Raw genomic sequence first — 20186 nt, 5'->3', positions numbered from 1 at the left:
CGGTTTTCCGGCGCTCCGTTTAGGTTAGTGTGCGGCGCGCCGGATGGAGAAGAAATATGTGCGCCCTACCCCTGCCGGTAGCCCACCTCGCCGTGGCTGGTGAGATCCAGCCCGTCATACTCCGCCTCATCATCCACCCGCAGGCCGCGGTAGAGCCGCGCAACCAGCGCCAGCGCCAGCCAGCTGGTGACGGCGGAGAAGGCAATGCTGAACAGCAGCGCGCCGCCGTTGACCGCCAGTTGCTGCCACAGGCCGCGCCCGGCGACGAAGCCCAGCCCGCCGAGCGCTGGCAGCGCGAACAGCGGCGTCAGCAGCCCGCCGACCATGCCGCCCACGCCATGCAGGGCGAAGACATCAAAGGCATCATCGAGCTTCAGCCGCTGCTTGACCAGCGTGACGGCCAGCAGGCAGCAGGGCGCGGTGAGCAGCCCGACGCAGATCGCCCCAACCGGCCCGACGTAGCCGCAAGCCGGGGTGATGCCGACCAGCCCAGCCACCGCGCCGCTCACTACCCCCAGCAGGCTCGGCTTTTTCAGCAGCCGCCACTCCAGCCCCATCCAGGCCAGCGCGCCGCCGAACGCGCCCATCAGCGTGTTGAGCACCACCAGCATCGAGAAGCCGCCGACCGCCAGCGCGCAGCCGCCGCAAAACCCCAGCCAGCCAATCAGCAGCAGCGCACCGCCGGTCATGGTCATGGTCATGTTGTGCGGCGTCAGCGCCACCGAGCCGAACAGGCGGCGGCGACCAATCATCACCGCCGCCACCAGCGAGGCGACGCCAGCATTGACATGCACCACGTTGCCGCCGGCGAAGTCCTGCACCGACAGCGCCGCCATCCAGCCGCCGCCCCACGCCATGTGCGCCAGCGGGATGTAGTTAATCGTCGCCCAGATCGCCATGAACAGCAGCACCGCCGGGAACTTGATGCGCTCGGCAAAGGAGCCGGCGATCAGCGCTGGGGTGATGGCGGCGAAGGTCATCATAAAGAAGATGTAGGCGTACTCCGGCACGCTGCCGACCAGCGACTCCACGCTGATGTTTTTCAGCAGCAGCTTGTCCGGCCCGCCAAGATAGGGCTGCCACGCGCCGCCGTCGGCAAAGGCGAAGCTGTAGCCATAGAGCACAAACAGCAGCGAGACCAGCGCGGCGACGCTGAACACCTGCATCAGCACCGACAGCACATTTTTGCTCTGCGCCAGCCCACCGTAGAACAGCGCCAGGCCGGGCAGGCTCATCAGCAGCACCAGCACCGAGGTAAGGAAGACAAAGGCGGTATCCGCGCCGTTCAGGGTATCAGCGGCAAAGGCCGGGCTGGCGCAGAGCACCAGCGCAAGGGTGGTGAGCAGGCGGTGAGTCATTGGCATGGCGTCCCCCATCGTCAGGTTCCCTGCCGGGCGGCAGGCCTGTGAGCCAAGCACAAAGCGTGCCAGCGGCCTGCGCCCTTCACCGGTGAAGCGCGCCATCCGCCAGCCAAGGGTCAATGGGGTGAATCGCCCTGCCCCGCCATACTTCTATGCCCGCTTGCCGCGCGCACTTCACCGGCCAAAAAACCGGGCCGAGGCGGTGCCCCATTTTGCGGCATTCCGCCTCAAAGGCCGATCGGCTGGTAGCCCTGCCACGCTGGCCGGAATGGCTCGCCCTGCTCATAGGGGGTCAGGTGGATATAGTGCTCGCCAACCCGCTCCAGTAACAGGCAATTATCCACATCCTTCAGGTTATCTTTATGCTGGTACAGCGCGCCACTGAGCAGGGTAGCCAGCCCCTTGGCCTTCGCCTGTTTCATGTCCTCTGCCACAAACAGGTCAAAAGCATGCAGCTCCGCCAATGTGGAGGGGTGGTAGGCGCCAGCATTGACAAACCAGAGCCGTGGGCCACCCGCGGGCGGGGTGTCGGCGAGTGTGACGCGATAACCATCCGCCCAGGTGATGCGGGCATACCCATCAATATGGATCTTGTCGGCATCGCCAAACCAAGCCGCACGCAGCACTGGCCAGGCATCCTCAGGCCGCTCCACCGCAACAAACTGGATATCGTGCACTTCAATGTTTGACCGGCCGGCATTGCCGCCCACATAAAACATATATAACTCCATTGCTGGCTCCTTATAGCTTAACAAACAGTAGCATCAACGCCCCGGCGTTATATACAACACCATATAACGAAGCGGCAAGCAAAAAACCGGCTGAGCATTGTTCAATGCGCCGGCCCTGCCGCGCTAGTACCCGGCAATTTACCGTCAGGATATAGAGCGACAGTACCGTGAAATCGAGCAGTACCCATACCAGCGCCAACGTGGCGAGGCTGGCAGGAAAATGGAGAGTGACCGCCATGCACTGCGGAAACAGGGAGAGAAAGAACAGAAGATCCTTGGGGTTGGCGACGCCAGTCAAAAAAGCCTTTCAGCAGGCCGCCGGAGATATTGCGGATAATGCCTCTAACTGGCTGTAATCATTATAAGATGGTTGAAATGTGTAGGGCCTCGATGGCGCTTTATACTATCTGGAAAGCGTTAAGGTCGGTTTTTAGCTAATATAAGGTTCAGAGCCAACGTCCGCTCCTGGCACAGAGCGGGCAGGATGCTGCACATAGTCCGCTTTGAGCGAGGAGCGGACATTGATAATCGTTCTGCAGTAGCTAAAAAAATACTAACGTGCCCATGTTTTAGTCGTTAGAGAGCAGTTTAAAAGGAATTCTTTAAGATCCGGAAAAAACCGCTATTTTATAAATGCTGAATCAAGTAAAGAATAGATTTATTACTCTTCACTAAGCACCGCTATTATAACGAAAAGATTTCGTTCCATCCATTTTTTGTTTTAACTGGTCTTAAGTATGAACCTACAAACTCTTCTATCTCAGATAAAAGAGCCTCAATCTGCCTCGAAGATAATAAAGCAATTGAGCTTTTAATAAAACTAGATATATCAACAAAATTGAATGATTTATTATTATAAGTAAGAACACCATTTTGATGCCCATCAAGTGTATTTATATCATCCGGCATTCTACATATAAACAGAATTGGTTTCTCCAGACACCCAGTATCAATAAGCGACTGAATACTATCATCCAACCTTTTGTAATCAATTTTTTTTACAGTAATCTCGTATAGGTTTAATACCTCCCCCTCATCTTCAATCCATATATCAGCAGGTTTTTTAGAAGTCGTATTAGTTCCAAAAACACTTTCATCCCCACCAACAACATTTATAGAGGATCGATCATATATGAAAGATAATATTTTTGAAATCACAAGCTGCGGAGTTGTTCCGGCTTCAGGGTACCTAAGCACAAAGCTAATTAACTTCGAGGCAACAACCTGATTTGATAAGAAAGTTTCATCTAAAGTATTTATGCTTATTGAAGCACTTTCCTTTGAATACGATAACAATTGGAAAAAGAAATAATTAATAATTTTTTGCCGAATAGCTTTATCTCTTTCATTATCAATGATCCTCAGTAAACTGACGACAGCCATGGCCGCTTTTTGAGGTTTCTTTCCCTTTGCCCAGTTTTCATCTAACACACTAACGTTTTTGGCTACATTCAATGGATCTGACTTACCACAAGGTATTTTCATTTCTCGAAAAGCATAAAATATCCCATTTTCAAAAACAGGCCGGGGTTTGCATCCATAAAAATCATTTAAATAATCATAATTTTCATCGAGAAACTTACCTGTTAACGCTGTAGCGACCACCCCTCTAAATCCCTTAGAGTTGACATGTATTAGATCTTGAGTGAGAGATTTCAATTTTTTTAAATCTGGCAAATTATCAAAATCGATTTCGTTTAACTGTCCTGCCATTGCCAACTGATCTAAAATGAACTGCTTTGCCTTTTCGTTCCTTTCTTTTATATTCATTCTTCACCTATGACAAAAAAATTAATTATCAATTCACGGAGTTTCTTATTTTCAGTTATTCTGTAAACTTCTAATATTTTCTTTAATTCAAGAACGTCTAAACGTCGCTCTTTATGTTCAATTTTGGATATATCAGCTTGGGTCAGGTTGAGCGCAGTTGCTACCTCAAACTGAGATAGGCCAAGTCTTTTTCTTTCTTCAGCCAACCGATCTATCAACTCGCTATAGACTGGGCTGTGTATGGTTTTTTTAGTTTTCATGATTAACGAACTATGCTATAAAGTATAAAATATTCGAAATTCACATATTTTGAAGAGGTTTTCATGAAGGCAGTGTCTCTCTTTTGTGGCGCAGGAGGTATGGATGTCGGCGTCCAAAACGCAGGTTTTGAGATTGTTGCAGCGAACGAACTAGATTCTTATGCATGTAAAACCTATAGAGAAAATCATAAAGAAACAGTTCTCTATGAAGGTGATATAGAACAAAACATGGATGCACTAGGCATCCATGTAGGTGTGGATTTAGTAATCGGAGGGCCTCCGTGCCAAGGATTTTCTGTAGCAGGCAGGATGGACCCTAATGATCCTCGCTCAAAGTTAGTGTTCTCATATTGCGACGTAGTAGAACGAATTGTGCCTAAAGCTTTTATAATGGAAAACGTTAAGGCACTAGGCGCTCTCGAAAAATTTAAAAGTATTAGAGAAGAGATATTCAGAAGAATGTCAGTCTTAGGATATACATTATCCATGGTAATTCTTAATGCTAAAGACTTTGGTGTCCCACAGTCTAGAGAACGAGTATTTATCATTGGCTTGCTTGGGGCTAATAACCTAATAACTCATTCGGATTTTGAATGTAAAAAAGAAAAAGCTATATCTTTACGCGAGGCTATTATACATCTTGGCCCTGCTGGTAGTGAGAAAAATTCAAGAATCACTAAAGCTAAGATTACACTTGCTGATAAACCAGTATTAAGAAAGTCTCCATATGCTGGTATGCTTTTCAATGGGCAGGGAAGACCGCTAAATCCTGATGCTTGGTCAAGCACTTTACCCGCAAGTATGGGAGGAAATAGAACTCCTATTATTGATGAAGGACATTTATATGACGACATGCCAAGCTGGGTTGAAGAACACCATAAAGCTTTGATAGAAAAAACAAAAAAAGCACAGTATGGTGATGCACCCAAAAGATTAAGAAGATTAACGATTGATGAGGCTATAATACTACAAAGTTTTCCTAGTGATTATGTTTTCATCGGCCCTCAATCTAAGGTCTTTAGTCAAATAGGTAATGCCGTCCCTTGTAAATTAGCGCAAGTAGTAGCTGAAGTAGTCAAAGATAAGCTGACCAGGCAAACTGTTGACCAAGAAAAAAATAGACTATATCAACTACCCCTAGAGATTAGTTAATATTTTCTCCATCTTAAAACAAAAACCAGCAATGGAGGAGGACTAAACCTACTCTATTGTGGTTTAAATGTTTTTGTTCTGAGATGCTACTATCTATTCTGCAGTGTTTTTTTCACTGCCGCGTTCAATATTACTTTATAGCCACCTTAATAAGATATTTATTACCTAGCTCAATTCTTATATTTCCATGATTTTTTTAATCCAATATTTTCCTGATAACTTTTTTTATTACCAACCTGTCCACTATTGTTTGTGCCTTAGTTTAGGTGCTTACTATCTATTAAGGGAAAATATCGTGCACCGTCCGCTTCTAACACAAAACAGCCCATTCCCCCTCCGGGTTTAAGGGTTAATTTTGTAAGAGCCTGTTCTCTTTTTCAGTACCCTGCCCCCACAAGGCCTTTTTCATCAGGTGTGAGCAGGACTCCGCCTGATCAACGCTCTACCCTTCCCCATCAGCCCGCGTGCACTGCCAAAATCGCAACCAGTAGCCCTTCTATGCGGACAGGATGCCGACGAGGCTGAACATGTTCCCTCCGCCACAGCCGGATGCCCAACCGCCACTCAGCGGCAGTAAGCCGACATCAGCTCTGCCCAGCGGGTGGTGTAGGCTGGTGAGAGCATCTCGCGCTTCATTGCCCACGGCTGCTGGGTGCCCTGCCCGGCGAACCACACCTTGCCGCGGCCGCCGTGGTTGATGGCGTCCATCACCGCCATCAGTTGTGCGCTGTTGTGCCGGGGGGCGAACTCGTCAAACAGGTTGAGTTGCGCCACGCCCTGGCTGAAGAAGTCCCCCAGCATCACGCCGCCCTTCAGGTAGCGCAGGCCGGGCCGCCAGATCGCCTGCAAACAACGCAGCGCGGCGGCGATGATGTCGCGGCTGTCCTGCGTCGGGGTCTGGAGGGCGATGCCAGCTTGGTTGCTGTAGCAGGGGTGCTGCGGATCGTGCGGGCTGGTCTTGATAAAGGTGGCGACGTGGCGGCAGTACTGGCGCTCCGCACGCAGGCGCTCGGCGGCGCGTGCCGCGTAGCTGCAAATCGCCTCGCGCATCGCCTGCGGATCAGTGACCCGCTCACCAAAGGAGCGCGAGCAGACAATCTGCTGCTTGGCAGTCGGCAGCTCCTGCCACAGCAGGCACGGCTCGCCGCGCAGCTCACGCACCGTGCGCTCCATCACTACGCCAAAGTGCTTGCGCATCAGCGCTGGCGGGCTGTCGGCCAGATCCAGCGCGCGGGTGATGCCCATCAGCGCCAGCCGTTTGCCCAGCCGGCGGCCGATGCCCCACACCTCCTCCACCGGCACCAGCGCCATCAGCTTGCGCTGGCGCAGCGGCGCAGAGAGATCGACCACGCCGCCGGTCTGGCGCCAGGTCTTGGCGGCATGGTTCGCCAGCTTCGCCAGTGTCCGGGTCGGCGCAATGCCGACCCCCACCGTCAACCCGGTGCACCGGCTGACGGTGGCCTGCACCTCGCGGCCAAACTCCACCAGATCGCGGCAGTGGCTGACGCCGGTCAGGTCGAGGAACGCCTCATCAATCGAGTAGATCTCCAGCGCCGGGGCCATCGCCTCCAGCAGGCTCATCACCCGCTCGCTCATGTCGGCATATAGCTCATAGTTGGAGCTGAACACCGCCACCTGCCGCTGGCGCAGCAGGTCGCGCAGCGCAAAATAGGGCGCGCCCATCGCGATGCCAAGCGCCTTGGCCTCGCGGCTGCGGGCAATCACGCAGCCATCATTGTTGCTCAGCACCACCACCGGGCGGCCGCGCAGGTCGGGCCGAAAGGCGGTCTCGCAGCTGGCGTAAAAGGCGTTTACATCCACAAGGGCAAACATTAGGTTATCGTCCACGGCAGAGAGTGCCGCACCAAAGATACTGTATTGATATACAGTAGACGCACTCCACCCGCCAGATCAAGGCCCGCCGGGCGGAGTGCGGGAAAAAGCAGCGGCCTGCCGGATGCCGATTGGCCACTGGCGTGTCTGCTGGCGGCAAACTCCCCTATACTCCCTCTATTCAGGTTCAGGAGATCCCGTGTGACAGGCAAGAAAGTGAAACCGCTGCGCCACTCTCCCGATGGGGGGTATGCGCGCGGCGACGAGACGCGGCAACGCATCATCGCGGCGGCGCTGGAGGTGTTCGGTGAGCAGGGCTTTGATGCCGCCACTACCCGGCAGATCGCGGTGCGCGCCGGGGTCAACCCGCCGGCGCTGCAATACTATTTTGAGAATAAGGAGGGGCTGTACCTGGCGTGCGCGGCGTCGCTGGTGAGCGGCAACCTGCCAGCCTTCGAGCCGCTGCTGGCGCGCATCCACCAGCAGGTGGCGAGCGCCACGCCCGAGGCGTGCATCGATCTGTTCTGCCAGTTGATGGAGGCGGTGCTGGATCGCATCTTCGGCACGCCCTACGCCCTGCCGCAGCACCTGTTCAATGCACGCATCCAGCTTGGGCAAGGCCCGGAGGGGGCGTTCCGGCTGATGCGCGACCAGCTGGGCGAGAAGCTTCACCACGCTGGCGCAGTGTTGATCGCCCGCATCAGTGGCGCGCCAGCGGAGAGCGAACAGACGCAACTGCGCACGCTGGCGCTGTTCGGCCAGGTGGCGACCTTCCACATCATGCGCCGCTCGGTGTTTGACCAGCTCGGCTGGCACGAGGTGGACGCACGTCGGCTGGCGACGCTCAAGCAGATGACGCGCGAGCACTGCCGCACCCTGATGCAGAGCTGGGCCGCCCCCGTGTGATGCGGGAACCCGGCCAGCATGGGCGGGGAACCCCGCCCATCCACCCTGCGGCCTAGCGCAGGTTGGCCTTGAAGAACGCCGTCAGCTTGCCAAACGGGATCAGATCCACCCGGTCATAGAGATCGACATGCCCGGCATCCGGCACCACCACCAGCTCCTTGGGTTCAGCCGCCAGCCGGTAGGCCTCCTCGCTGAACTCGCGCGAGTGCGCCTGGTCGCCGGTGATGAACAGCATCGGGCGCGGTGAGATGGTCGCGATGTCATTGAAGGGGTAGAAGTTCATGAACTTGACGTTGCTGGTCAGCGTCGGATGGGTGGTCAGCGCTGGCGACTGCCCCGCTGGCGTCACCTCGCCGCGCGGTGTGCGATAGAAGTCATAGAACTCGCGCTCGATCGGCGTAGAGTCCGCGTCCAGCCGGTGCACGGTGCCGCTGGTGTAACGGGTCTCGCCGCCGCGGAACTCCACGTCACGCTGCGCCGCCGCCTCCGCCAGAATCTGCTTGCGCTGCGCCAGCGTCAGCGCGTGCCGCAAGCCCTGGCGGTTGGCCGCCCCCATGTCATACATGCTGACGGTGGCGATCGCCCGCATCCGTGGGTCAATCTTCGCCGCGCTGATAACAAAGCTGCCGCTGCCGCAGATCCCCAGCACGCCGATGCGCGCCGGGTCAACAAAACTCTGGGCGCCCAAATAGTCCACCGCCGCACTGAAATCCTCAGCATAGATGTCCGGCGACACCGCGTTGCGCGGCTCGCCGCCGCTCTCGCCCCAGAAGGAGAGATCGATCGCCAGCGTGACAAAGCCCTGCTCCGCCAGCTTCTGCGCGTAGAGGGTGGCGCTCTGCTCCTTGACCGCGCCCATCGGGTGGCCGACGACAATCGCCGCGTTTTTCGCCTGCGGGTCGCGATCTTTTGGGATGAACAGGCTGCCGGTGACCGGCATCTGGTACTGGTTCTTGAACGTCACTTTTTGCTGGGTGACGCGGGTGCTGTGGTAGAAGTTATCCGCGCCTTTAGAGAGATCGGCGGCAGAGGCGCAGGCGCTGGCCAGCAGCCCCAACAACAGGGTTAAGGTTCTCATAGGTATCCTTATTAAGGGTGGGAAAGAGAGGTTCAGGCCGCGCGGCGCGCGGCATAGGCAGTCATCAACGCAGCCAGCAGCAGCAACAGCGCGCTGGCAATAAAGGTGCTGGCGTAGCCGCCCACATCAAACAGCACACCGCCAGCGGTAGAGCCAAGGGCAATCGAGAGCTGGATCACCGCCACCATCAGCCCGCCGCCAGCCTCGGCCTCCTCCGGCAACGTGCGGGCGACCCACGCCCACCAGCCGACCGGCGCGGCGGTGGCCGCCAGTCCCCAGAGGCCGAGCAGCGGCACCACCAATGCCAGCTGGCCAGCACACAGCACCAGCAGCAGCGCTATCGCCGCCAGCAGCAACGGGATGGCGACCAGCGTGCGGAACAGCCCGCGGCGCAGCAGCGCGCCAATCAGCGTGGTGCCCGCGAAGCCCGCCAGCCCGATGGCCAGCAGTGTCAGCGACAGGGTACGGGCGCTGGCATGGTTCACTCCCTCAAGGAAGGGGCGCAGGTAGGTGAAGAGCGTAAGCTGGCCCATGAAGAACAGGCCACAGCCAGCCAGTCCCAACGCCACCACCGGACGGCGCAGCAGCCGCCACAGCACGCCGCGCCCCCCGGCTGGCTGGGCGGCGGGCAGGGTTGGCAGGCGCGCGCCCTGCCAGACCAGCGCGACCAGCGCCACCGGCACCAGACAGAGGAACGCGCCGCGCCAGCCCACCAGCGCGCCCAGATAGCTCCCCAGCGGCGCGGCAATGATGGTCGCCAGCGCACTGCCGCCATTGAACACCGCCAGCGCGCGCGGCACCTGCGCCGCTGGCACCAGCCGCATCGCCGTGGCCGCCGACATCGACCAGAAACCGCCAATCGCCACGCCAATCAGCGCCCGCCCCAGCAGGTAGCTGGCGTAACCGTTGGCAAACGCAATCACCGCGCCCGAGATCGCCATCAGCGCGGTCATGCCGAGCAGCAACGTCTTGCGGTTGAGGCCGCCCGCCAGCACCGGCAAGGCGAGGCTGGTCAGCACCGCCAGCGCGCCGGAGAGGGCGATGCCCTGCCCGGCCAGCCCCTCACTGACGCCCAAATCGCGCGCCACCGGTGTCAGCAGGCTGATGGGCATAAACTCCGAGGCCACCAGCGCGAATACGCAGAGTGACATCGCCAGCACGCCGCCCCAGTGGGCGGGGCGTTCAGCGGGAAGGGTATCGGTCGAAGCGGTCATCATGGCTCCTTGCAGCCAGCCAACGGGAAGTGATTGAAAGTTTTGCATGGCCGACATACCTTGACTAGCTAATGAATCCTTACTGAGGCTATAAGCCACAGTTATAAATCCCGCGACAGGCCGCCGATGAAACGTAACCTCAATGACTTGCTCTCCTTTGTCACCGTGGCCCGCGAGGGCAGTTTTACCCGCGCCGCTGCCCTGCTCGGCGTGACGCAACCGGCCCTGAGCCAGGCGATCCGTGGGCTGGAGCAGCGGTTGCAGATCCGCCTGCTGACGCGCACCACCCGCAGCGTCTCGCCGACCGTCGCCGGGGAGCGGCTGTTGCAGGCCCTCGGCCAGCGCTTTGATGAGATTGAGGCGGAGCTGGAACTGCTGGCCGCGCTGCGTGACACACCCGCGGGCACGGTGCGCATCACCTGTGGCTCCCACGTGCTGCGCAATACGCTGCTGCCGAAGCTGACGCCGCTGCTGCACGCCTACCCTGACATCCACGTTGAGTTCGACGTGAACTATGGCTTCCGTGACATTGTGGCGGATCGCTTTGACGCCGGGGTGCGGCTGGGCGACACCATCGACAAGGACATGATTGCGGTGCCGATTGGCCCGCCGCTGCGCATGGCGGTGGCGGCCGCGCCCGCCTACTTTGCCCGCCACCCGGCCCCCGCCACGCCGCGTGACCTCACGGCCCACAGTTGCATCAACCAGCGCATGGTCAGCGGCGGCGGCCTGTTCACCTGGGAGTTTGATGGCGAGCGCGGGCCGCTCAACGTGCGGGTCAATGGCCAGCTCACCTTCAACACCTCGAGCCACATTGTCGAGGCGGCGCTGGCCGGGCTGGGCATCGCTTACCTGCCGGAGGAGGAGTTTGGCGCGCACCTGAAAGAGGGACGGCTGGTGTCGGTACTGGAGGCGTGGTGCCGCCCCTTCCCCGGTTACTACCTCTACTACCCCAGCCGCCGCCAGCCCTCACCCGCCTTTTCACTGGTGGTAGAGGCGCTGCGCGCGCCCCTGCCGCCGTTGTCACAATGATATCGCTATCACAAAATCGTCTATTGATAGGGATAAATCATGACGCCGATCACCATTCTTCTGCGGCATGAACTAAATGTTAAAAAATGTTGCTAGGTTGTATAGAAAAAAACCGGCGGCAGATTAGCCAGTCAGATCAACACAATAATCATGCTTTTCAGGGAGAGTCCCCGCGTGGCGGGGCATGTGCAGTTCTCATTTTTTCATTCCTGTTGATTATAAGGAGCGTCATGTGCTGACCGTGCTGGGCTTTTCCATGGTGACCTGTTTCATGTACCTGATCATGACCAAGCGCATGTCCGCGCTGATCGCCCTGATCATCGTGCCGACGCTGTTTGCGGTGATCGGCGGCTACTACCACGGGCTGGGCGACATGATGCTGAGTGGCATCAAGGCGCTGGCCCCGACCGGGGTGATGCTCACCTTCTCGATCCTCTACTTTGGCCTGATGATTGACGCCGGGCTGTTTGACCCGCTGGTGCGCGCCATCCTGAAGGTGGTGCGGGGCGATCCGCTGAAGGTGCTGGTGGGAACGGCGGTGCTGACGCTGCTGGTCTCGCTGGATGGCGACAGCTCCACCACCTACATGATCGCCGTGGCGGCCTTCCTGCCGCTCTACCGCAAGCTGGGGATGAACATCCTGGCGATGACCTGTCTGGTCAACTTGGCGAGCGGCATCATGAACCTCTCGCCCTGGGGCGGGCCGACCGCCCGCGCCGCCGCCGCGCTGAACATTGACGCGCTGGATATCTTTATCCCGATGATCCCGGCGATGCTGTTCGCCTGCGCCACACTGGTGGCAATGGCGGTACTGTTCGGCGTGCGGGAGCGCCGCCGGCTGGGGGTGATGGAGATGGACAGCGCCCACCTCAATGACATCAGCCTCGGCTTTGGTGATGCGCAGGAGTGCGAGGCCAACCGTCGGCCAAAGATGTTCTGGCCCAACTTCATCCTGACCACCGCGCTGCTGGTGCTGCTGGTGCTGGGCGTGATGCCGATCCAGATCCTGTTTATGCTGGCCTTCGCCATCGCGGTGATGCTGAACTACCCGACGCTGGAGCAGCAGAAGGCGCGCATCAGCGAGCACGCGGGCAACGTGCTGGCGGTGACCTCGCTGATCTTCGCCGCTGGCATCTTTACCGGCATCCTCTCCGGCACTGGCATGGTGGACGCGATGGCCAAGAGCCTGCTGGCGGTGATCCCGCACAGCTTCGGCCCCTATCTGGCGCTGTTTACCGCCATCGTCAGCCTGCCCTTTACCTTTTTTATGTCCAATGACGCCTTCTACTTCGGCATCCTGCCGGTGATTGCGCAGACCGCTGCGGGCTATGGCATCTCGACGGCGGAGATTGCCCGCGCCTCCATCATCGGCCAGCCGTTCCACCTGCTCAGCCCGCTGGTGCCGTCGGTCTACCTGCTGGTGGGGCTGGCGAAAGTGGACATTGGCGACCACCAGCGCTTCGCCATCAAGTGGGGGATTCTGGTCAGCTTCGCCCTGCTGGCGGGCGGGGTGATCTTCGGTGCCTTCCCGCTCTACCACGGCTAACCCCCGGTGCCCCTGCGGGGGCATCGTGCCGTTAACCGATTGTCCTGAAACCTGCCCATGTACGTCATTTCCGCCACGTCGATTTGCCCTATTCTGGTTTCAACGGGCACGGCATCAGGCCGTGCCGACCTGCCCCCCAGATGAATAAGGAGTTCACCATGAGCCGTTTACACACCCTGACCGCCAGCGACGCCACCGGCCAAACCGCCGACCTGTTTGGCACGCTTCAGAAAAGCATGGGCAAGGTGCCCAACGCCTACCTGACCATCGGCAGCAATGCGCCAGCGCTGCTCGGGCAGATGCTGCAACTCAACGCCAGCCTGCACAAGGGCAGCCTGAGCGCCCGCGAGCTGGAGGCGATCAATCTGGCGGTCAGCGAGGAGAGCGGCTGTGACTACTGTCTGGCGGCGCACACCCTGGCGGCGAAAAAAGCGGGCTTTAGCGAGGCGCAGACCCTGAAGCTGCGCGAGGCCCGCTATGACGAGGATGCCCGCCTCGACGCGCTGGTGCAGTTTGTGCAGTACGTGGTCTCCACGCGCGGCACCCTGCCCGCCGCCCGCGTGGAGGCGCTGCGCGCCGCTGGCTTCAGCGACCAGCAGGTGGTCGAGACGCTCGGCGCGGTCAGCGCCATCCTGTTCACCAATATGGTCAACCGCGTCAATGACACGGTGGTTGACTTCCCGCCGGTGAAGTAGCCCTCTGCCGACGCGACAGGCACCGTAGAAAGATGCACGAGCAAGGGACACGCGCTGGCGGGAGTGGCCGGTTATCGACTACCTTGATAGTTGGCCCTGACGCCGCCCCCGGCATGGGCGGCATCAGGTGAAGGAACCGGCCAGTGATGGCCAACGCCCGCGTGGGCGACCAGGAGAAATTATGCTTGTGCTCTGGAATACCCTGATAGTGCTGCTGACCGTGGTGATCATGGAGGGTGTGGCGACCTTTTCGCACAAATACATCATGCACGGCTGGGGCTGGGGGTGGCACCTGTCGCACCACACGCCGCGCCATAGTTGGTTTGAGCTGAACGATCTCTACGCGGTGCTGTTCGCTGTGCTGGCGATTGTGCTGATCGCGGTGGGCACCGCTGGCGTCTGGCCGTTGCAGTGGATTGGCGCGGGCATGACGCTCTACGGCCTGCTCTACTTCATCGTCCATGACGGGCTGGTGCACCGGCGCTGGCCGTTCCGCTATGTGCCGCGCCGCGGTTACCTGAAGCGCCTCTATCTGGCACACCGCCTGCACCACGTGGTGCGCGGCAAAGAGGGCGGCGTGTCATTTGGTTTTCTCTACGCGCCGCCGGTGGAGAAGCTACAGGCCGAGTTGCGCCGCCAGCATGGCCGCCCGGCTAACGCGGGCGCTGCCAGAGCCCGGCGGGACGCGGCGCGGCAGAGCGCGCCACCCGAGAAGTGAGCGCCTGCCCGGCACCGGCCATCAGCAGCAGCAATTTTTCCGGCTTGCTGGTGCCCTGCCGACGATCCCACGCGTGTGGCCCGGCGCGGCGCACCTTGACGCCAATCTCCCGGTAGACGCCGCGCGCGGTGGCGATCGCCCAGGCCGAGCGCAGCGGCAGCCCGGCCAGCCCGGCGCGGGCGGAGGCGTAGTATGGCTCCGCCTCCTCCACCAGCCGCGTCGCCAGCCGCGCCAGCGCCTCACGGTGCGCCGGATCGGCCAGGTTGCGCCCGGCCAGCCCGGCCGCCGCCAGCCAATCCTCGGGCAGGTAGCAGCGGCCAATCTCCGCATCCTCCACAATGTCACGCGCGATGTTGGTGAGCTGGAACGCCAGCCCCAGATCGCAGGCGCGATCCAGTACCTTCTCGTCATTCACCCCCATCACCCGCGCCATCATCAGCCCCACCACGCCCGCGACGTGGTAGCAGTAGCGCAGCGTGTCGCCGAAGTTGCGGTAGTGGGTGTCGCGCACGTCCATCGCGAAACCCTCCAGATGGTCGAACGCCTGCTGGCGCGGGATGGCGTGCGCCAGCGCCACCTCCTGAAACGCGGCGAAGGCCGGGTCTTTCATCGGCACGCCACGGTAGGCCTGCTCCGTCAGGTCGCGCAGCGCCGCCAGCCGCTCGTCGGCGCTGTCGGTGATGCCCGCGCCAGCAAAGCCCAGCGTCTGGCCGTCAATCACGTCGTCGCAGTGGCGGCACCAGGTGTAGAGCATCAGCGCGCTGCGCCGCGTCTCGGCGTCAAACAGCTTGGCGGCGGTATCAAAGCTCTTGGAGCCAGCGGCCATCGTCTGGGTGGCGTGGTCAAGCAGTGGCTGGTTCATGGGGCAACCTCCTCCATCATCAGTCCGGCGGTGGCCTTGGCGGAGCCAATCACCCCCGGCACCCCGGCGCCGGGGTGGGTGCCCGCGCCGACCAAATAGAGATTCTTGAAGCGGCTGTCGCGGTTGTGCGGCCGGAACCACGCGCTCTGGGTCAGAATCGGCTCAATGGAGAAGGCCGAGCCGTGGTGCGCGCCAAGCTGGTCGCGGAAATCGACCGGCGTGAAGATGCGGTGCGTCACCAGTTGGCTGCGCAGGCCGGGCATATAGTGCGCTTCCAGATAGTCGAAGATGCGGTCGCGCAGGCGCGGCCCCTCCACTGCCCAGTCGAGGTCGGCGGTGCCCAAGTGCGGCACCGGGGCCAGCACATAGTGGCTGCCGCAGCCGGGCGGGGCCAGCGACGGGTCGGTCACGCAGGGGGCGTGCAGGTAGAGCGAGAAGTCCTCCGCCAGCCCGTTGCGGTTGAAGATGTCATCAATCAGCTCGCGGTAGCGCGGGCCGAAGCAGACGGTGTGGTGCGCCAGCTGGCTGTGGTGGTGATTCAGGCCAAAGTAGAGCACGAACAGCGAGTTGCTCAGGCGTTTGCGCTTCAGCGTCCGGCCCTGCGCCGCGCCGTGCGGGTGGCGGCTGAGCAGGCGGTCATAGGTGTTCACCACATCGGCGTTGGAGGCCACCGCCGCCGCCTCGAAGCGGCGGCCATCGGTCAGCTCCACGCCGCTGATGCGCGCGCCCTGCGTCTCCAGTTGGCTGACCTGCGCGTTGAGCAGCAGCTCGCCGCCCAGATCCTCAAACAGCCGCACCAGCCCCTGCACCAGCGCGCCGGTGCCACCACGGGCGAACCAGACGCCCCACTCGCGCTCCAGCGCATGGATCAGCGTGTAGATGGAGGAGGTGGCGAACGGGTTGCCGCCCACCAGCAGCGAGTGGAAGGAGAACGCCTGCCGCAGGTGCTCATTCTCAATAAAGCCGGAGACCATACTGTAGACGCTGCGCCACGCCTGTAGCCGCGCCAGCTGTGGCCCGGCGCGCAGCATGTCGCGGAAGGAGAGGAAGGGCACGGTGCCGAGTTTCAGGTAGCCCTCCTTGAACACCGCGCGCGAGTAGTCGAGGAAGCGGCGGTAGCCCTCCACGTCACGCGGGTTGAAGCGGCGGATCGCCTGCTCCAGCCGCGCCTGATCGTTGTCGTAGTCCAGCACCTGCCCATCCTCCCAGCAGAGCCGGTAGAAGGGGGTGACCGGCAGCAGATCCACATAGTCGGCCATCCGCTTGCCAGCGAGGGTAAACAGCTCCTCAATCGCGGTCGGGTCGGTGATCACCGTTGGGCCTGCGTCAAAGGTGAAGCCCTGATCCTGATAGACGTAGGCGCGGCCGCCCGGTTTGTCGCGCTGCTCCAGCAGCAGGGTGGGCCGGCCCGCCGCCTGCAGGCGGATGGCGAGGGCCAGGCCGCCAAAGCCGGCGCCGATGACAATATTTTTTTTCATTCGTTAGAAGGCTCGCAGCCGAGGGTTGTGCTTGAGCACGGCCTGTAGCGCCTCACCCACCGGAACCGGGGGTTTGCCTGTCAGGATCCGTACCATGTCGAGCGGGGTGAGCTGCCCGGCGTAAAAGCGCGCGATCAGCCCCTCCCCCAGCCCATAAAAGCGTTGCATCACCTGCCAGCGCTGCTCCGGCCGCCCGGCCAGAAACAGCATCCGGTTGAGCAGGCGGAAAAAGCGTTGCCGCCGCCAGTGGCGCGCCGCGGTCTGGCGGATCAGCGCAAACAGCGCCGGATGGCTGAGATCGCGCTGTTCGCTGATGGCATCGGCCAGCGCCACCGCCTGCGGCAGGGAGTAGCCGGTGGTGGCGTGGAACAGCCCGGCGCGCAGCCCGCTGCACGGCTGGCCAGCGGCGGCTTGCCAGAAGGCGTCCGGGTCACCGGCGAGGGTGATGGGCAGGCTGCCCTGCTCCTCGCGCAGCAGTGCCTCCAGCGCCCAGCCCTGTGCGGCGGCGTAGTCGCGGATGCGTCGCCGCGCCGCCTCGGCCGCCAGCGCGGGCTGGTCAATGTAGTGGGTATCCTCAATCAACAGCGTGTCGGCGGAGAGCGGCAGGGTGTAGACGAAGCGATAGCCCGCCAGCTGGTCAACGGTGGCATCCATCAGGATTGGCCGCACCAGCCCGTGCGGGCGCGCCAGCCGCCACGTCTGGCCGAGGAACGCCTGAAACCCCAGCGCCAGATGCGGGCTGGGCTGGTAGCCGCGCCCATCGATCACCGCCGCCGCCGCGAGGTGCTCGCCGTCCGCCAGCGTTACGCCATCCGGCGAGAGGTGCGCCACCGGCGCGTGGGTGCGCAGCGTGTCGCCCAGCTCCGCCGCCATCACGGCGGCAAAGCGCTCATCGCTGATGCTCAGGTAGTCGCCCGGCAGGGTGCGCGCCAGTTGCGGGAAACGCACGTCGTAGCCCTGCCAGCGGTGCGCCACCAGCGGCGCGATCCACGCGTGCTGCTCGGGCGTCACGTCATCCTGATGGAATGACCAGGTGTGGGTGCCGCCAGCCTGCGGCCCGGCCTCCAGCAGCAGCACCCGCCGCCCGGGCTGGCGCTGGCGCAGCCGCCAGGCGATCAGGCCGTTTGCCAGCCCGCCGCCCACCAGAATCACGTCCCAGCGCGCGCTCATGCCACCTCCCCCGCCACCACCGGGCGGCGGCTGCCGAGCGCCCGCTCAACAATCCCGGCCGCCCGCGCCGCGCCCCCGGCGGCCTGCAACTGCGGGCTGACCGCCGCCAGCCGCTGCCGGTAGCGATCGTTCTCCAGCAGCGCCTGTAAATTATCGGCCAGCGCCCGGCGGCCGCTGAAGCGCGATGCCCGCCGGCCGATGCCGCTGTAGGCCACCCGCGCCGCCACGCCCGGCTGGTCAAAGGCGATGGGCACGGCGAGGATCGGGGTCTGGCTGGCGATGGCGTCCATCACCGTGTTCAGCCCGCCGTGGGTGATCACTGCCTGCGCCTGACGCAGCGCCGCTGGCTGGTCAGCAAAATCGGTGACGCAGGTGGCACCGCTCTCCAGCAGCCGGTTGGACTGGCTGGCATTCAGCCCACCGCAGTGCGCCACCAGCAGCTGGGTGTCCAGGCTGCGACAGGCGCGGGCGATGGCGCGGAACAGCCGGAAGCGGTGCCCCTGAAGGGTGCCGAGGGAAGCAAACACCAGCGGCTTTGCGGGATCGATCGGCAGGGCGAGCGGCGCGACAGCACGGCTGGCCGGGCGCAGCGGCCCCACGGCGTGGAAACAGGCTGGCAGTTCGCGGCGCGGGAAATCAAGCGCCGGGATGGTCTGGCTGATCTGCGCCAGCGGCGACAGGCACTGGTGCAGCGCCTCACGCGGGGCCAGCCCAAAGCGTTGCGCGTGGCGGGCGATTACCCGGCCCTGCCCGCGCATCAGCCAGTCATAGACCTGGCTACTGCTCTGGTAGAGCCGCAGCGCGCGCGGGTCTTGATCGTAGTTGAAAGGCATCACCGGCAGCGGCAGGCCCGGCTCGCGGTTGACCGGCAGCGCGCAGGCCACCGAGACAAACGGCAGCCCCAGCCCCTCGGCCACCACGCCGCCCGCCGCCTCCATCTGGTCAACAATCAGCCCATCCACCCCCAGCCGCTCCAGCACGCCGGGCAGCTCGCGGCACAGCATCTCGGTGGAGTCAGAGAGATCGCGGATCACCCGCAGCAGGGAGAAGCCAGCCGGGTTGCCAGTGAGTTTCAGGGTGCGCGCCAGCGTGCCCGCCGGGTGGCTGTTGCGGCCGACCGGGCAGAAGGCGATGCGCGGATCGTTGATCAGCGTGCTGGCATCTTCCTGTTGGATAAAGGTGATGCGGTGGCCGCGCGCCATCAGCGCCCCGGCCAGCGCCTGCATCGCCTGCATGTGGCTGTAGAACGGCGGGGCCACCACGGCATAGTGGCTCATGCCGCGCCCCCGCTGGCGTGCAGCGGCGCACGGCGCAGGGCGGCCAGGTTGGCGCTGCCGGTGCAGAAACAGGCGACGCGCAGTTGCTCAATCACCACCCGGAAGTGCGCCACCACCGCGGCGGTGGAGGTGGTGGCGCTGCCGAGCACCGCCGCCGCCTGCCCCACCAGATCCGCGCCGAGGCGCAGCGCCTTGGCGGCGTCAATGCCATCGCGGATGCCGCCGGAGGCGATCAGGGGCATCGACGGCAGCAGCTCACGCAGGGCGCAGAGCGCATCGGCGGTGGGGATGCCCCACTCCGCGAAGGCCATCGCCACCGCGCGGTCATGGGCGCTGGCGGCGCGCTCGCCCTCCACCGCCGCCCAGCTGGTGCCACCGGCGCCCGCGACATCCAGCATCGCCACCCCGGCTGCCGCCAGCGCGCGCCCGACCGCCGGTGACAGCCCGGCTCCCACCTCCTTCACCACCAGCGGCACCGGCAGCGCCGCCGCCACGCGCTGGATATCCTCCAGCACGCCGCGCCAGTCGCGGTCGCCGCCCTGCTGCACTGCCTCCTGCAAGGGGTTGAGGTGGACAATCAGCGCATCGGCCTCCACCATCTCCACCGCCCGCTGGGCATACTCCAGCCCGCGCGCGCCGCGCAGTTGCGCCGCGCCAAGGTTAGCCAGCAGCGGGATATCCGGGGCCAGTTCGCGCAGCTCGCGCGTCAGTCCCCAGTCGCCGTCGCTCTCCAGCGCCACCCGCTGCGAGCCGACGCCCATCGCCAGCCCCAGCGTCTGCGCCGCCTCCGCCAGGTGGCGGTTGATGTCACGCGCCCGGCTGGCCCCGCCGGTCATCGAACTGATCAGCAGCGGCGCGCGCAGCGACCGGCCAAACAGCGAGGCACTGAGGTCAATCGCATCCAGATCCAGCTCCGGCAGCGCGCAGTGCTCAAAGCGCCAGCGCTCAAAGCCGGTGCCGCACCGCGCGGCCGCGGCGGGGCGCTTCAGCACAATGTCCAGATGATCGTTTTTACGTTGAATCAGGTTTGCGTCCTTCATTGATTCTCCGGTCAGTGAAACCACGTCATAACCGCCCAGCGTTCACTCCTTGCCGGGCAATCG

19 protein-coding genes are annotated in these 20186 nt (G+C 61.8%); 6 read left to right on the top strand and 13 right to left on the bottom strand.

Features of this window, described 5'->3' with window-relative positions:
• Positions 1 to 65 precede the first annotated feature (65 nt).
• The 5 genes from C1N62_RS06115 to C1N62_RS06095 all read right to left on the bottom strand — a co-directional run bounded on the left by C1N62_RS06115 (position 66) and on the right by C1N62_RS06095 (position 4122).
• Positions 66 to 1481 carry an ammonium transporter gene (locus tag C1N62_RS06115; RefSeq protein WP_240775735.1) on the bottom strand — a complete coding sequence of 472 codons (1416 nt, stop codon included), beginning with the start codon at positions 1479 to 1481 and terminating at the stop codon, positions 66 to 68.
• 107 nt (positions 1482 to 1588) lie between these two features.
• Complete coding sequence (locus C1N62_RS06110; protein ID WP_137762789.1) at positions 1589 to 2092, bottom strand: DUF1543 domain-containing protein; 504 nt, start codon at positions 2090 to 2092, stop codon at positions 1589 to 1591.
• Between the two features lie 10 nt (positions 2093 to 2102).
• A complete protein-coding gene (locus tag C1N62_RS06105; RefSeq protein WP_137762788.1) occupies positions 2103 to 2390 on the bottom strand; it encodes a hypothetical protein in 288 nt (95 codons plus the stop codon).
• A gap of 386 nt (positions 2391 to 2776) precedes the next feature.
• The gene (locus tag C1N62_RS06100) at positions 2777 to 3862 is read right to left on the bottom strand and encodes a hypothetical protein (protein ID WP_137762787.1); all 1086 of its coding nucleotides are present in this window, start codon (positions 3860 to 3862) and stop codon (positions 2777 to 2779) included.
• Complete coding sequence (locus tag C1N62_RS06095) at positions 3859 to 4122, bottom strand: helix-turn-helix domain-containing protein (protein WP_137762786.1); 264 nt, start codon at positions 4120 to 4122, stop codon at positions 3859 to 3861. Before C1N62_RS06095 ends, C1N62_RS06100 begins: the two co-directional genes overlap by 4 nt.
• A gap of 63 nt (positions 4123 to 4185) precedes the next feature.
• Between C1N62_RS06095 and C1N62_RS06090 the strand changes: the two genes are divergently transcribed.
• Positions 4186 to 5274 carry a DNA cytosine methyltransferase gene (locus C1N62_RS06090; RefSeq protein ID WP_137762785.1) on the top strand — a complete coding sequence of 363 codons (1089 nt, stop codon included), beginning with the start codon at positions 4186 to 4188 and terminating at the stop codon, positions 5272 to 5274.
• Between the two features lie 564 nt (positions 5275 to 5838).
• Here C1N62_RS06090 and umuC read toward each other — a convergent pair.
• Positions 5839 to 7107: a translesion error-prone DNA polymerase V subunit UmuC gene (gene umuC / locus C1N62_RS06085; RefSeq protein ID WP_137762784.1), complete on the bottom strand. Its 1269-nt coding sequence runs from the start codon at positions 7105 to 7107 to the stop codon at positions 5839 to 5841.
• 201 nt (positions 7108 to 7308) lie between these two features.
• Between umuC and C1N62_RS06080 the strand changes: the two genes are divergently transcribed.
• The gene (locus C1N62_RS06080; RefSeq protein WP_137762783.1) at positions 7309 to 8013 is read left to right on the top strand and encodes a CerR family C-terminal domain-containing protein; all 705 of its coding nucleotides are present in this window, start codon (positions 7309 to 7311) and stop codon (positions 8011 to 8013) included.
• 52 nt (positions 8014 to 8065) lie between these two features.
• On the opposite strand, the gene C1N62_RS06075 is transcribed toward C1N62_RS06080, so the two are convergent.
• Positions 8066 to 9091 (bottom strand): alpha/beta hydrolase, encoded by a 1026-nt coding sequence (locus tag C1N62_RS06075; RefSeq protein ID WP_137762782.1) that lies wholly within the window; start codon positions 9089 to 9091, stop codon positions 8066 to 8068.
• A 32-nt stretch (positions 9092 to 9123) separates the two neighbouring features.
• Positions 9124 to 10308 (bottom strand): MFS transporter, encoded by a 1185-nt coding sequence (locus tag C1N62_RS06070; RefSeq protein WP_240775765.1) that lies wholly within the window; start codon positions 10306 to 10308, stop codon positions 9124 to 9126.
• 123 nt (positions 10309 to 10431) lie between these two features.
• Here C1N62_RS06070 and C1N62_RS06065 point away from each other — a divergent pair, with 123 nt between their 5' ends.
• The 4 genes from C1N62_RS06065 to C1N62_RS06050 all read left to right on the top strand — a co-directional run bounded on the left by C1N62_RS06065 (position 10432) and on the right by C1N62_RS06050 (position 14296).
• On the top strand, positions 10432 to 11337 hold the full coding sequence (locus C1N62_RS06065; RefSeq protein ID WP_137762780.1) for a LysR family transcriptional regulator: 906 nt from the start codon (positions 10432 to 10434) through the stop codon (positions 11335 to 11337).
• A 232-nt stretch (positions 11338 to 11569) separates the two neighbouring features.
• Positions 11570 to 12883, top strand: a complete 1314-nt coding sequence (locus C1N62_RS06060; RefSeq protein WP_137762779.1) for a CitMHS family transporter — start codon at positions 11570 to 11572, stop codon at positions 12881 to 12883.
• A gap of 158 nt (positions 12884 to 13041) precedes the next feature.
• Positions 13042 to 13578 carry a carboxymuconolactone decarboxylase family protein gene (locus C1N62_RS06055; protein ID WP_137762778.1) on the top strand — a complete coding sequence of 179 codons (537 nt, stop codon included), beginning with the start codon at positions 13042 to 13044 and terminating at the stop codon, positions 13576 to 13578.
• Between the two features lie 181 nt (positions 13579 to 13759).
• Positions 13760 to 14296, top strand: coding sequence for a sterol desaturase family protein (locus tag C1N62_RS06050; protein WP_137762777.1), 537 nt, complete (start codon positions 13760 to 13762; stop codon positions 14294 to 14296).
• Here C1N62_RS06050 and crtB read toward each other — a convergent pair.
• The 5 genes from crtB to fni are packed head-to-tail and all read right to left on the bottom strand — an operon-like array spanning position 14232 to position 20123.
• The gene (gene crtB, locus C1N62_RS06045; protein WP_137762776.1) at positions 14232 to 15158 is read right to left on the bottom strand and encodes a 15-cis-phytoene synthase CrtB; all 927 of its coding nucleotides are present in this window, start codon (positions 15156 to 15158) and stop codon (positions 14232 to 14234) included. The two genes, C1N62_RS06050 and crtB, sit on opposite strands and share 65 nt — an antisense overlap.
• On the bottom strand, positions 15155 to 16636 hold the full coding sequence (locus C1N62_RS06040; protein ID WP_137762775.1) for a phytoene desaturase: 1482 nt from the start codon (positions 16634 to 16636) through the stop codon (positions 15155 to 15157). The genes crtB and C1N62_RS06040 overlap by 4 nt, the downstream gene beginning before the upstream one ends.
• Positions 16637 to 16639: 3 nt before the next feature.
• The gene (crtY, locus tag C1N62_RS06035) at positions 16640 to 17806 is read right to left on the bottom strand and encodes a lycopene beta-cyclase CrtY (RefSeq protein ID WP_137762774.1); all 1167 of its coding nucleotides are present in this window, start codon (positions 17804 to 17806) and stop codon (positions 16640 to 16642) included.
• Positions 17803 to 19083, bottom strand: coding sequence for a glycosyltransferase (locus tag C1N62_RS06030; protein ID WP_137762773.1), 1281 nt, complete (start codon positions 19081 to 19083; stop codon positions 17803 to 17805). Before C1N62_RS06030 ends, crtY begins: the two co-directional genes overlap by 4 nt.
• On the bottom strand, positions 19080 to 20123 hold the full coding sequence (gene fni, locus C1N62_RS06025; RefSeq protein WP_137762772.1) for a type 2 isopentenyl-diphosphate Delta-isomerase: 1044 nt from the start codon (positions 20121 to 20123) through the stop codon (positions 19080 to 19082). The genes C1N62_RS06030 and fni overlap by 4 nt, the downstream gene beginning before the upstream one ends.
• Between the last annotated feature and the right edge of the window lie 63 nt (positions 20124 to 20186).

The organism is Nissabacter sp. SGAir0207, assembly GCF_005491205.1.
GTDB lineage: Bacteria > Pseudomonadota > Gammaproteobacteria > Enterobacterales > Enterobacteriaceae > Chimaeribacter.
This window is presented reverse-complemented; position numbering and strand designations above follow the sequence as displayed.

Coding starts and splice junctions, on each gene's coding strand:
- C1N62_RS06110 (WP_137762789.1), bottom strand. CDS start 2,092: ATGGAGTTATATATGTTTTATGTGGGCGGCAATGCCGGCCGGTCAAAC.
- C1N62_RS06100 (WP_137762787.1), bottom strand. CDS start 3,862: ATGAATATAAAAGAAAGGAACGAAAAGGCAAAGCAGTTCATTTTAGAT.
- C1N62_RS06095 (WP_137762786.1), bottom strand. CDS start 4,122: ATGAAAACTAAAAAAACCATACACAGCCCAGTCTATAGCGAGTTGATA.
- C1N62_RS06090 (WP_137762785.1), top strand. CDS start 4,186: ATGAAGGCAGTGTCTCTCTTTTGTGGCGCAGGAGGTATGGATGTCGGC.
- umuC (WP_137762784.1), bottom strand. CDS start 7,107: ATGTTTGCCCTTGTGGATGTAAACGCCTTTTACGCCAGCTGCGAGACC.
- C1N62_RS06075 (WP_137762782.1), bottom strand. CDS start 9,091: ATGAGAACCTTAACCCTGTTGTTGGGGCTGCTGGCCAGCGCCTGCGCC.
- C1N62_RS06070 (WP_240775765.1), bottom strand. CDS start 10,308: ATGATGACCGCTTCGACCGATACCCTTCCCGCTGAACGCCCCGCCCAC.
- C1N62_RS06065 (WP_137762780.1), top strand. CDS start 10,432: ATGAAACGTAACCTCAATGACTTGCTCTCCTTTGTCACCGTGGCCCGC.
- C1N62_RS06055 (WP_137762778.1), top strand. CDS start 13,042: ATGAGCCGTTTACACACCCTGACCGCCAGCGACGCCACCGGCCAAACC.
- C1N62_RS06050 (WP_137762777.1), top strand. CDS start 13,760: ATGCTTGTGCTCTGGAATACCCTGATAGTGCTGCTGACCGTGGTGATC.
- crtB (WP_137762776.1), bottom strand. CDS start 15,158: ATGAACCAGCCACTGCTTGACCACGCCACCCAGACGATGGCCGCTGGC.
- C1N62_RS06040 (WP_137762775.1), bottom strand. CDS start 16,636: ATGAAAAAAAATATTGTCATCGGCGCCGGCTTTGGCGGCCTGGCCCTC.
- crtY (WP_137762774.1), bottom strand. CDS start 17,806: ATGAGCGCGCGCTGGGACGTGATTCTGGTGGGCGGCGGGCTGGCAAAC.
- C1N62_RS06030 (WP_137762773.1), bottom strand. CDS start 19,083: ATGAGCCACTATGCCGTGGTGGCCCCGCCGTTCTACAGCCACATGCAG.
- fni (WP_137762772.1), bottom strand. CDS start 20,123: ATGAAGGACGCAAACCTGATTCAACGTAAAAACGATCATCTGGACATT.